12 protein-coding genes are annotated in these 11462 nt (G+C 48.1%); 10 read left to right on the top strand and 2 right to left on the bottom strand.

The genetic code is table 11. The features are described 5' to 3' along the window. Positions 1–433: 433 nt before the first annotated feature. The 6 genes from csgB to NNO02_RS21150 all read left to right on the top strand — a co-directional run bounded on the left by csgB (position 434) and on the right by NNO02_RS21150 (position 4314). Positions 434–889: a curli minor subunit CsgB gene (gene csgB / locus NNO02_RS21175; protein ID WP_048211206.1), complete on the top strand. Its 456-nt coding sequence runs from the start codon at positions 434–436 to the stop codon at positions 887–889. A 41-nt stretch (positions 890–930) separates the two neighbouring features. Then, positions 931–1383, top strand: coding sequence for a curli major subunit CsgA (gene csgA / locus NNO02_RS21170; RefSeq protein ID WP_137383203.1), 453 nt, complete (start codon positions 931–933; stop codon positions 1381–1383). A gap of 60 nt (positions 1384–1443) precedes the next feature. Beyond that, positions 1444–1776: a curli assembly chaperone CsgC gene (gene csgC / locus NNO02_RS21165; protein WP_137383204.1), complete on the top strand. Its 333-nt coding sequence runs from the start codon at positions 1444–1446 to the stop codon at positions 1774–1776. A 151-nt stretch (positions 1777–1927) separates the two neighbouring features. Continuing rightward, positions 1928–2248 (top strand): type 1 fimbrial protein, encoded by a 321-nt coding sequence (locus NNO02_RS21160; protein ID WP_271455651.1) that lies wholly within the window; start codon positions 1928–1930, stop codon positions 2246–2248. A gap of 100 nt (positions 2249–2348) precedes the next feature. Next, a complete protein-coding gene (gene ymdB, locus NNO02_RS21155) occupies positions 2349–2891 on the top strand; it encodes an O-acetyl-ADP-ribose deacetylase (RefSeq protein WP_271455650.1) in 543 nt (180 codons plus the stop codon). Next, positions 2827–4314 (top strand): phospholipase D family protein, encoded by a 1488-nt coding sequence (locus tag NNO02_RS21150; protein WP_271455649.1) that lies wholly within the window; start codon positions 2827–2829, stop codon positions 4312–4314. The genes ymdB and NNO02_RS21150 overlap by 65 nt, the downstream gene beginning before the upstream one ends. A 20-nt stretch (positions 4315–4334) precedes the next feature. On the opposite strand, the gene mdoC is transcribed toward NNO02_RS21150, so the two are convergent. Beyond that, entirely contained in the window at positions 4335–5495 is a 1161-nt protein-coding gene (gene mdoC / locus NNO02_RS21145; RefSeq protein WP_271455648.1) for a glucans biosynthesis protein MdoC, read from the bottom strand. Between the two features lie 271 nt (positions 5496–5766). Here mdoC and mdoG point away from each other — a divergent pair, with 271 nt between their 5' ends. From mdoG to NNO02_RS21130, 3 genes are all read left to right on the top strand, one after another. Then, on the top strand, positions 5767–7302 hold the full coding sequence (gene mdoG, locus NNO02_RS21140) for a glucans biosynthesis protein MdoG (protein WP_271455653.1): 1536 nt from the start codon (positions 5767–5769) through the stop codon (positions 7300–7302). Next, a complete protein-coding gene (mdoH, locus tag NNO02_RS21135; RefSeq protein ID WP_271455647.1) occupies positions 7295–9823 on the top strand; it encodes a glucans biosynthesis glucosyltransferase MdoH in 2529 nt (842 codons plus the stop codon). The genes mdoG and mdoH overlap by 8 nt, the downstream gene beginning before the upstream one ends. Before the next feature lie 62 nt (positions 9824–9885). Further along, on the top strand, positions 9886–10125 hold the full coding sequence (locus tag NNO02_RS21130) for a YceK/YidQ family lipoprotein (protein WP_442867922.1): 240 nt from the start codon (positions 9886–9888) through the stop codon (positions 10123–10125). Here NNO02_RS21130 and NNO02_RS21125 read toward each other — a convergent pair whose 3' ends face one another. After that, positions 10126–10506 carry a MysB family protein gene (locus NNO02_RS21125; protein ID WP_137383210.1) on the bottom strand — a complete coding sequence of 127 codons (381 nt, stop codon included), beginning with the start codon at positions 10504–10506 and terminating at the stop codon, positions 10126–10128. Positions 10507–11150: 644 nt separating this feature from the next. Between NNO02_RS21125 and NNO02_RS21120 the strand changes: the two genes are divergently transcribed. After that, on the top strand, positions 11151–11462 hold a 312-nt coding region (locus NNO02_RS21120), incomplete at its 3' end, for an MASE4 domain-containing protein (protein ID WP_333908934.1).

Genomic DNA, 11462 nt, shown 5'->3' with positions numbered 1-11462 from the left:
TTATAATGTTTTGATTTATAATCATCGAGTTTTAGATTTCTAATGAATTCAAAATTCTTTGTCCCACTTTACGTTGGACAATTTTAGGCGGAAAAAACTGACCTTTGTCACGACTTGCATCGATGACTATCGAGACGCGGTGCTGCGAAGCCTTGAAATCGTGGAAAGTGCACGTTGTTAGCGACTGCATAGAAATTCATCCCCAATGGTGAAATAAAAATAAAACCTATACCTGTAGCGGTGTTATTCACTGTTAATTAGTACTTTGGTGTGAATCTGGATATAAAAATACCACTCGCGGGTGAGTTATTTAAAATGTTTCAACGGACATACTCTTCATCGTAACGTGGCGTTAACAAATGTAAGTCATGTTAACAACAATTTGAGTGGTAATTAATTTAACTTCATGTACGACCAGGTCCAGGGTGACAGCATGAAAAACAAGTTGTTATTTATGATGTTTACAATACTGGGTGTGCCTGGGATTGCATCCGCAACCAGTTATGATTTAGCTAATTCAGAATATAACTTTGCGGTAAATGAATTAAGTAAGTCTTCATTTAATCAGGCAGCCATTATTGGTCAGGTTGGCACTGCTAACAGTGCAAATACTCGCCAGGAGGGCAGCAAGTTATTGTCGGTCATTTCGCAAGAAGGTTCAGGTAACCGGGCGAGAACAGATCAGACAGGATCATATAATTTTGCATATATTGATCAAACGGGCAGCTCCAATGATGCGAGTATTAAACAAAGTTCTTACGGTAATACAGCGATGATTATCCAGAAAGGTTCTGGTAATAAAGCAAATATTACCCAGTACGGTACACAAAAAACAGCAGTTGTGGTGCAGAGACAGTCGCAAATGGCAATTCGCGTTACTCAACGCTAATCCGTGAACGACGTTTAAATCAATCCGATGGGGGTTTTACCATGAAACTTTTAAAAGTGGCAGCATTCGCAGCAATCGTAGTTTCTGGCAGTGCTCTGGCAGGCCTTGTTCCGCAATTGAACAGCAATGGTCACCATAACGGTGGCAGTAATTATGGCCCGGACTCTTCATTGAGTATTTACCAATATGGGTCAAGTAACGTTGCGAATGCGCTGCAAAGTGATGCACGTAAATCAGACGTGACCATCACACAACACGGACATGGTAACGGTGCTACCGTCGGGCAAGGTGCTGATGACAGTACCATTAGCCTGAAACAGACTGGCTTCCAGAACAGCGCTGATATTAATCAGTGGAATGCAAAAAATGCTGACATCAGTGTAACTCAGTTCGGTGGTCGTAACGGTGCGGTGGTTAATCAGACTGCATCTGACTCGAATGTTCTGATTCAGCAGGTTGGTTATGGCAACAATGCGACAGCTAACCAGCACTAATTCAGTTTTATGACTGATAATAAACAGGGCGAAAGCCCTGTTTTTTTTCGGGAGCATATTATGCATACGCTATTACTTATTGCCGCGCTTTCAAATCAAATAACCTTTAATACGACCCAGCAAGGTGAGATGTATACCATTATTCCGCAGGTGACGTTATCTCAACCCTGCGTGTGTCAGGTTCAAGTTCTTGCCATACGTAAAGGGTCGGGGGGACAAAGCCAAACACAACAGAAAACAAGCCTGTCGATCCCTGCTAATCGGCCGATTGAATTAACAAAACTGAGCTTTAATATTTCACCTGAGGATACGGTCAACATTGTTGTTACCGTTTCGGATGGGCAGTCATTGCATCTGTCCCAGCAGTGGCCTGATTCAAGCAGTCGTTCATGATTTTGTATTGTATTTGCTTTAAGGGTGTGGCTGGGAAAGCGGTGCTGTTCTATGAATATAGAGACGTGAAAACGTTTTTATTTGGTCATTAATCGCAGCGGTGAAGGATCACTTCGATCCCTCAAGGATGGTTTATCATTGAGGAACCCTTATGAGCACCTTATTAAAACGTATTTTAAGTACCAGTTTATGTGTTACTTCTTTTTTTATGTTCTCCGCAACGGCGCAGCAAATCACACCTGGCGGAATTATCCATTTCCGTGGCGCAATAGTTGAATCACCTTGCGAGGTGAACTCGCAACAACAACAGATTGAATTGTCATGTATACGTGACGGCAAGTTACGGAGTAGTCGCTATAACACACAACAGATAGCGATGGCCTCTCAAAGCCTCCAGCAGATTGCCAGTGTGAAAATGCAGTACCTTAATGAACAGAAAAATCTGGCGATTCTTAATATTGAATATAAATGAATCGTTCTGGAGTAGATATGCACCTGTATGGTTAAAAAGTGAGATTTCATAGAAAACCCTGCTGTACACTTAACAGAGAGTGTTTTGTCAGGGGGAACTTATGCAATTGCGTGTTCATGTTTTACAGGGCGACATTACGACAATCGCCGTTGATGTGATTGTCAATGCAGCCAACTCATCGCTGCTGGGTGGCGGCGGCGTTGATGGAGCGATTCATCGCGCAGCTGGACCTGCACTGTTGGAAGCCTGCAAACAGGTATTACAGCAACAGGGCGAATGCCCAACCGGTCATGCGGTTATCACCCTGGCGGGAAATCTTCCCGCCAAAGCGGTGATCCACACTGTTGGGCCCGTCTGGCAGGGCGGCGATCATCATGAAGCTGAACGCCTTGAAGAGGCCTATCTCAATTCATTACAACTGGCACTGGCCAATGGTTATCAATCTATTGCGTTTCCGGCTATCAGCACCGGAGCCTATGGATATCCACGTGCGGCGGCGGCGGAGATAGCGGTGAATACGGTGCTGAAATTTATCATCCGCCGTGCGCTACCTGATCAAATCTACTTCGTGTGTTTTGATGAGGAAAATGCCAGACTATACAAGAGATTACTCACCCAACAAGGCGATGATAACACGGCCTGATATGACGCGACTTGAGCGTGCCATTACCCCATTGTGCGTAAGCCATCCTGACCAGTGCGGCATTCTGGCACTGGATGACAGTCTGGATGCTTTCGCAGCCCGTTATCGGCTGACAGAAATGGCGGAACGAACGCTGGATGTGCAGTATTACATCTGGGAGAACGACATGTCCGGGCTGCTGCTGTTTTCTGTTCTGCTGGCAGCAGCAAAACGTGGGGTACGGGTTCGTTTGCTGTTGGATGATAACAACACGCCGGGCCTTGATGACACGCTGCGTCTGCTGGATAACCATCCGAATATTGAAGTCCGCCTGTTTAATCCCTTCTCATTTCGCATCCTTCGCGCGGTGGGGTATTTAACCGATTTTGCCCGGCTCAATCGCCGCATGCACAATAAAAGTTATACCGCGGACGGTGTAGTGACGCTGGTTGGTGGGCGTAATATCGGAGATGCCTATTTTGGTGCGGGTGAAGAACCGTTGTTTTCCGATCTTGACGTGATGGCCATCGGACCGGTGGTGAAAGAGGTCGCGGACGATTTTGAGCGATACTGGCAATGTCAGTCAGTTTCAACGTTACAAAAAGTCCTGGCGTTGTCTGAGTCAGAAACGCTCCAACGCATTGAACTGCCTGAATCCTGGTATAACGACGATATTACCCGACGCTATTTGCACAAACTGGAGACCAGCCAGTTTATGACGCATCTCGATCAGGGATCACTGTCGCTGATTTGGGCCAAAACGCGACTGCTCAGTGACGATCCAGCAAAAGGAGAGGGGAAGGCTCCGCGTCACTCGCTATTACCGCAGCGTTTGTTTGACGTCATGGGTTCACCCACTGAGCGCATTGATATAATTTCTGCTTACTTTGTGCCGACACGTGCCGGAGTCGCACAGCTCCTGCGCCTGGTCAGAAAAGGGGTAAAGATTGCTATTTTAACTAACTCGTTGGCAGCGAATGATGTGGCAATTGTGCATGCAGGATATGCGCGCTGGCGGAAAAAATTACTGCGCTATGGTGTAGAACTGTATGAACTAAAACCAACCCGCGATCGCGGCGCAGTGGTGCACGATCGCGGGTTGACCGGGAATTCAGGCTCCAGCCTGCATGCGAAAACCTTCAGTATTGATGGCCGCAAAGTCTTCATCGGCTCGCTTAATTTTGATCCGCGCTCAACGTTGCTCAACACGGAAATGGGATTTGTGATTGAGAGTGAAGTGCTGGCGTCATTGATTCATAAACGCTTTATGCAAAGTCAGCGTGATGTGGCCTGGCAATTGCGCCTGGATCGCTGGGGCCGGATAAACTGGGTAGATTGTCCTGGCGGCAGTGAGCGGGTAGTGAAAAAAGAACCCGCCACAGGATTCTGGAAGCGGGTTTTGGTGAGGCTTGCCTCTGTATTACCGATTGAATGGCTGCTCTGAACCATGCAATGACAGGCCTGCTATCCGGCAATGGCCTTGTTTTTATCCTGCTTAACGATGGGTTTCCCGGAAAAGAGGAACTTCAGCACCGGTATCCGCAAGTGGATTTCGTACAATATTACCGCAATCCCGACCACAAACAGCAGCCCACAGAGAAAACCCAGCAGATTTGATGTGATGTGCGGTGTGATATAGGCTCCGAAAAACAGCGTCAACGGATGATGCACCAGATAGATAAACAGTGAAGCATTGACAAAATAGGTGACGCGGGCTGACTGGAAATTCAATAAACGGTGGCCGAGCGAGAAGACGACGTTAACCATCCACAGTCCCATCACCATCGTTATCACGTATTCGGTTTCATACATCCAGGCATCGCCGTTTCCATAGCGTTGATTGAGCAGATAAGCCACAAAAGCGAATGCCGCGCCGAACGTGCAGCCGCGCGAGGGCGTTGTGAACAGTGCTTTCAGTTTCGGATTGATAAACGCCAGTGCGCCGAGCATAAAGAACGGCACATAGAACAGCGTTTGCATGACGATGAAATTAAACATGCCATCGCTGAGAATAGAAGGGTAGACGATAAAAATTGTTCTTCTGACGGCGGCATATCCGACGCCAAGCAACAAAAATATCAACGTCAGTTTCGTCATCGATACCGTGGAATTGCTGGCGCCATCGGGGCTCGTCAACCGGTGTTTCATTTGGCTAAACACCCACATACTCACGGTTGTTAAAACGACAAGGACGAGTAAAAACCACAGATGAGAAATCAGCTCCCATGCCAGAGCGTTGTATTTATCGTATCCGCTGAGAGTATGCCAGCTGTCGGCTTTGCCTTTCACATATTGCAGCATGATAAATTGCGGCAGCGTGAGTAGCGGGATCGCGGTCAGCATAGGGATCCCCACGCGTTCAACACGCACTTTCCACCACCGCTTTAAGGGGTAGCGCAAAAACAGCATGTATGAAAAATAACCCGAAATAACAAAGAAGACCTGCATGCGAAATGCATGAATAAAGTCGTTAAAGAGGGTCAATATCCATGACGGTTCCGCGCTGTTCACATGCCAGGTATGTGTGGAGTAGATCAGCGAGATATGGAAGGGAATTCCCAACAACATCAGCCAGGCACGGATGGAATCCAGGAAATATTCACGCGGTGGAGATACAGAGCTCATAGACAGTTACGTATTCTCAGACTTTTCGTCTTATCCCTAAGACGAATTATGGTTACATTCGAAGGCAACCCTACACGAAGTCCAACAACCTGTCTCCAGGATAAGCACTCAAAGTGAAAACAGGTAGGCGAACCTGCTTAAACCATGAGCCAGCACGCGAACAATACAGGGATTCAGTTGTCGGAATACCCGATTATCCATTAAAATGGATCGGATCAATATAAGCACACAAAGGGGGAAGTGCTTACTAATTATGAAACATAAACTACAAATGATGAAAATGCGTTGGTTGGGTGCAGCAGTAATGTTAACGCTGTACACATCATCGAGCTGGGCGTTCAGTATTGATGATGTTGCAAAGCAAGCTCAATCCTTAGCCGATAAAGGCTACGAGGCGCCAAAAAGTAACTTGCCCTCCGTTTTCCGCGACATGAAATATGCGGATTATCAGCAGATCCAGTTTAATCGCGACAAAGCATACTGGAGCAATCTCAAGACCCCATTTAAGCTCGAATTCTACCACCAGGGTATGTACTTCGACACGCCGGTCAAGATTAACGAAGTCACCGCCACTGCGGTGAAAAGAATCAAATACAGCCCGGATTACTTTAATTTTGGCGATGTTCAGCATGATAAAGACACGGTAAAAGATCTCGGTTTCGCCGGGTTCAAAGTGCTGTATCCGCTCAACAGCAAAGACAAAAACGATGAAATCGTCAGCATGCTCGGTGCCAGCTATTTCCGTGTTCTGGGTGCAGGCCAGGTCTATGGTCTGTCTGCGCGTGGCCTCGCGATAGATACCGCTCTGCCTTCTGGCGAAGAATTTCCCCGCTTCCGCGAGTTTTGGATCGAACGTCCAAAACCGACTGACAAACGTTTAACCATTTATGCCTTGCTGGATTCCCCGCGTGCGACCGGGGCGTATCGCTTTGTGATTATTCCTGGCCGTGACACGGTTGTGGATGTTCAGTCCAAAGTCTATCTGCGCGATAAAGTGGGCAAACTGGGCGTAGCTCCGTTAACCAGTATGTTCCTGTTCGGGCCGAACCAGCCTTCTCCGACGACAAATTATCGTCCTGAGCTGCACGACTCAAACGGATTGTCTATCCATGCTGGTAACGGCGAATGGATTTGGCGTCCGCTGAATAACCCGAAACATCTCGCGGTGAGCAGCTTTGCGATGGAAAACCCGCAAGGATTCGGCCTGCTGCAACGTGGACGTCAGTTCTCCCGTTTTGAAGACATCGACGATCGTTATGATCTGCGCCCAAGTGCCTGGATCACGCCAAAAGGCGACTGGGGTAAAGGCAAAATTGAATTAGTTGAGATCCCAACTAACGACGAAACAAACGATAACATCGTTGCCTACTGGACGCCGGATCAACTGCCGGAAGCCGGTAAAGAGATGAACTTTAAGTACACCCTGACGTTTACGCGTGATGAAGATAAGCTTCATGCGCCAGAAAATGCCTGGGTGCAACAGACTCGCCGTTCCACAGGGGATGTCAAACAATCCAATCTCATTCGTCAGCCTGACGGTACTATCGCGTTTGTGGTGGATTTTACCGGCACCGAGATGAAAAAGCTGCCGCAGGACACCCCGATTACCGCGCAAACCAGCATTGGCGACAACGGTGAAATCGTGGAAAGCACTGTGCGTTACAACCCGGTTACGAAAGGTTGGCGTTTGATGCTGCGCGTGAAAGTGAAAGATGCGAAGAAAACCACTGAAATGCGTGCTGCGTTGGCCAATGCCGATCAGCCGTTGAGTGAAACCTGGAGCTACCAGTTACCTGCCAATGAATAAGACAACTGAGTATATTGACGCAATGCCGCTTTCGGATATCGAAAAAGCGGCACTGCCGAAAACTGACATCCGCGCCGTTCATCAGGCGCTGGATGCCGAGCACCGTACTTACTCGCGCGAAGATGATTCACCGCAGGGTTCTGTAAAAGCTCGCCTTGAGCAAGCCTGGCCAGACTCTCTGGCCAAAGATCAGTTGATAAAGGATGATGAAGGGCGTGACCAGCTGCAGGCAATGCCGAAAGCAACACGTACCTCAATGTTTCCCGATCCCTGGCGTACTAACCCGGTTGGTCGTTTTTGGGATCGCCTGCGCGGGCGCGATGTCACACCGCGTTATCTTTCTCGTTTGACGAAAGAAGAACAAGAGAGTGAGCAGAAATGGCGTACCGTTGGCACGATCCGCCGTTATACGCTGTTGATCTTAACGTTGGCGCAAACGGTCGTAGCGACCTGGTATATGAAGACGATCCTTCCTTATCAGGGATGGGCGTTCATTAATCCGGCGGATATGATGGGGCAGAACCTGTGGGTTTCCTTTATGCAGTTGCTGCCTTATGTGCTACAGACCGGTATCCTCATTTTGTTTGCCGTGCTTTTTTGTTGGGTATCAGCCGGTTTCTGGACCGCGCTGATGGGCTTCCTGCAGTTGCTGATTGGGCGTGACAAGTACAGTATTTCTGCCTCAACGGTAGGGGATGAACCGCTGAATCCCGAGCATCGTACCGCGCTAATCATGCCTATCTGTAACGAGGACGTTGACCGCGTATTTGCGGGCCTGCGCGCGACGTGGGAGTCGGTTAAAGCCACGGGGAATGCGGAGCATTTCGATGTTTACATTCTGAGTGACAGCTACAACCCCGATATCTGCGTTGCGGAACAAAAGGCGTGGATGGAGCTGATTGCTGAAGTGCAGGGCGAAGGACAGATTTTCTACCGTCGCCGCCGTCGCCGTGTGAAGCGTAAAAGCGGTAACATCGATGACTTCTGCCGTCGCTGGGGCAACCAGTATAGCTATATGGTGGTGCTGGACGCTGACTCCGTGATGAGCGGAGACTGTCTGACTGGTTTGGTACGCCTGATGGAAGCGAACCCGAATGCCGGGATTATCCAGTCTTCACCGAAAGCGTCTGGTATGGACACCCTGTACGCGCGCTGCCAGCAGTTTGCTACCCGCGTTTATGGCCCACTGTTTACCGCCGGACTTCACTTCTGGCAGTTGGGTGAGTCGCACTACTGGGGTCATAACGCGATTATTCGTGTGAAACCGTTTATTGAGCACTGTGCGCTTGCACCGCTACCGGGCGAAGGCTCGTTTGCGGGATCGATCCTCTCCCATGACTTCGTGGAAGCGGCATTGATGCGTCGTGCGGGCTGGGGCGTGTGGATTGCCTACGATCTGCCGGGCTCGTATGAAGAGCTGCCACCGAACCTGCTGGATGAGCTCAAGCGTGACCGTCGCTGGTGCCACGGTAACCTGATGAACTTCCGTCTGTTCCTGGTTAAAGGGATGCACCCGGTTCATCGCGCGGTGTTCCTGACCGGTGTGATGTCCTATCTGTCAGCACCGTTATGGTTCATGTTCCTTGCACTTTCTACTGCCTTACAGGTGGTCCATGCGCTGACGGAACCGCAGTACTTCCTGCAACCACGTCAGCTGTTCCCGGTCTGGCCGCAGTGGCGTCCTGAGCTGGCTATCGCGTTGTTTGCCTCAACGATGGTGCTGTTGTTCCTGCCGAAGCTGCTGAGTATTCTGCTTATCTGGTGCAAAGGCACGAAAGAGTACGGTGGATTTATTCGCGTCACGCTGTCGCTGCTGCTGGAGGTTCTGTTCTCCGTGCTGCTGGCACCGGTACGTATGCTGTTCCACACTGTTTTCGTAGTGAGTGCCTTCCTCGGATGGGAGGTGGTGTGGAACTCGCCGCAACGCGATGACGACTCCACTCCGTGGGGCGAGGCGTTTATGCGTCACGGCTCTCAGCTGTTGCTGGGTCTGGTGTGGGCAGTAGGGATGGCCTGGCTGGATCTGCGTTTCCTGTTCTGGCTGGCTCCGATTGTCTTTTCACTAATCCTGTCGCCGTTTGTTTCCGTCATTTCCAGCCGCTCAACGGTTGGGTTACGTACCAAACGCTGGAAACTGTTCCTGATCCCGGAAGAGTATTCTCCGCCGAAGGTGCTGGTGGACACGGATAACTATCTGGAGCTGAACCGTAATCGTTCGCTGGATGACGGTTTCATGCACGCCGTGTTTAACCCGTCGTTTAACGCGCTGGCAACGGCAATGGCTACTGCGCGCCATCGTGCGAGTAACGTGCTTGAAATCGCACGTGATCGCCATGTCGAGCAGGCGCTGAATGAAACGCCGGAGAAACTGAATCGCGATCGCCGCCTGGTTCTGTTAAGCGATCCGGTGACCATGGCGCGTTTACATTATCGCGTCTGGAATTCACCAGATAAGTATTCTTCATGGGTTAATTATTATCATGGGATTACCCTGAACCCACTGGCGCTCAGGAAAAAATAAGCGTGTGAAACGTAAAAATACCGGCCTGGAGCCGGTATTTTTTTATACTGAATATAAAAGTCATGAGGTATCCAGTGCGAATACTGGCTGTGGGAATGATGGTCCTTCTTCTGAGCGGATGCGGCAGCATTATTAGCCGGACGATCCCCGGTCAAGGACACGGAAATCAATACTATCCAGGCGTACAATGGGACGTCCGGGACTCTGCGTGGCGTTATGTCACCATCCTGGATCTGCCGTTTTCGCTGGTGTTTGATACGTTGCTATTACCGCTCGATGTACACCATGGGCCTTACGAGTAACTACCGTTCATCCCATTCATCGGCTGCGGTCTGGCCTTCCTCTGTGTCAAGGGGAGGCTCCAGTTGAAATTCACCCTCATCCCATTCGTGGAGCGTATTTTCCTCCTGCCACTCCTGGCGAATATCAATCTCATCATAGTCACCATCAAAAACGCTTTGTGCCGCTTCACCGCTCAGCATGGGCAAACATTCGCCTTCACCATCATCTTCGTCGGCAAAGAACTCAGCTTGCCACATGATATCGCCATCCTGTAGCACGTACTTTTGTACGTTCAGCTGCTGGACACTGGCTTCGTCAGATTCAAGGCCTGAATTATCGGCCAGAAACTCTTCACGGGCTGCATCAATGGCTTCTTCAAGGGTGGGGTACAAGGCATTCATATTCGCATCCTGATCGCATGGGTGATTGGCTTAATAAAAAGATATAGGTGGTGTGGTGAAAACTGTCAAAGCATTCGTTTATCGCGAAGTTTCAGGTATGCAACGACTTGAAGCATCGGGTGTTTCTCACCCTAACCACACGGTTGTGGTGCTTCCTGGAACAACAAAAATACGGGTTGAACTCTGCCGCCAATACGATTCATAAACAATAAACCTTAAGTATCTAAGAATGGGGTGTAATGTATTAAACTCAAGCGGTTATGACTGGAGCACAATACGTGAGGATATTATAGTTTAAAGGGGGTGATTGAATAGCAAGCTTGCGACAGCTTACAATGAAAAAAACACAATGGGCAGATGAGATAAACATTAATTAACGGCATGAAATTAAAGGAGAATGATATCAAGAAGCAGATATAGATAACATCTGAAATCATCAACATTTAGTAATGTGGATAATATCGCCAATCATTTAATTTGTAACTCGTATGTAAACTCCTGGTTTGCATAAAAATGAATTCATCATATTTAATGAATAATAACAGAAGTTATAGATAAGCTATTTATCATTAAAAGATGAATAAATAATGTTGTGTTATGGGTTGAATTATTAATTTGCAAAAAGTAATAACTTAATATATAAAATGCTAAAAGGGATTCTTGCCAGGGCTGTTATGGATAATAGTAATTCAAACAATAGCAGGTTGATGAGTTTTTACATAGTTTGCTTAGTCAGCTATCTTATTGCTGGTGTGTGTCTTTCTCAGTATCAGTTAGAAGTGCAGAGTGTACCTCAAACAACATATTTAATTATCATCGTGGGGTTGTTCTTTCTGTACGGAATTATTTTTCTTTTTATGCTATTTCAATACCTTTGCAGGAGAGATCTAACATACCTGATGATATTAGGAATGGCATTCCTCAGTAATAATATCTATTTTATAGAAACTATATAT

This window comes from Citrobacter sp. Awk 2 (assembly GCF_028069815.1).
Taxonomy (GTDB): domain Bacteria; phylum Pseudomonadota; class Gammaproteobacteria; order Enterobacterales; family Enterobacteriaceae; genus Citrobacter.
Note: the sequence above shows the minus strand (reverse complement) of the source record. Positions and strands in the feature narration are given on the sequence as shown.

Excerpts from the sequence above, each read along its gene's own strand:
- csgB (WP_048211206.1), top strand. The coding sequence starts at position 434 with ATGAAAAACAAGTTGTTATTTATGATGTTTACAATACTGGGTGTGCCT.
- csgA (WP_137383203.1), top strand. The coding sequence starts at position 931 with ATGAAACTTTTAAAAGTGGCAGCATTCGCAGCAATCGTAGTTTCTGGC.
- csgC (WP_137383204.1), top strand. The coding sequence starts at position 1,444 with ATGCATACGCTATTACTTATTGCCGCGCTTTCAAATCAAATAACCTTT.
- NNO02_RS21160 (WP_271455651.1), top strand. The coding sequence starts at position 1,928 with ATGAGCACCTTATTAAAACGTATTTTAAGTACCAGTTTATGTGTTACT.
- ymdB (WP_271455650.1), top strand. The coding sequence starts at position 2,349 with ATGCAATTGCGTGTTCATGTTTTACAGGGCGACATTACGACAATCGCC.
- NNO02_RS21150 (WP_271455649.1), top strand. The coding sequence starts at position 2,827 with ATGAGGAAAATGCCAGACTATACAAGAGATTACTCACCCAACAAGGCG.
- mdoC (WP_271455648.1), bottom strand. The coding sequence starts at position 5,495 with ATGAGCTCTGTATCTCCACCGCGTGAATATTTCCTGGATTCCATCCGT.
- mdoG (WP_271455653.1), top strand. The coding sequence starts at position 5,767 with ATGATGAAAATGCGTTGGTTGGGTGCAGCAGTAATGTTAACGCTGTAC.
- mdoH (WP_271455647.1), top strand. The coding sequence starts at position 7,295 with ATGAATAAGACAACTGAGTATATTGACGCAATGCCGCTTTCGGATATC.
- NNO02_RS21130 (WP_442867922.1), top strand. The coding sequence starts at position 9,886 with ATGAGGTATCCAGTGCGAATACTGGCTGTGGGAATGATGGTCCTTCTT.
- NNO02_RS21125 (WP_137383210.1), bottom strand. The coding sequence starts at position 10,506 with ATGAATGCCTTGTACCCCACCCTTGAAGAAGCCATTGATGCAGCCCGT.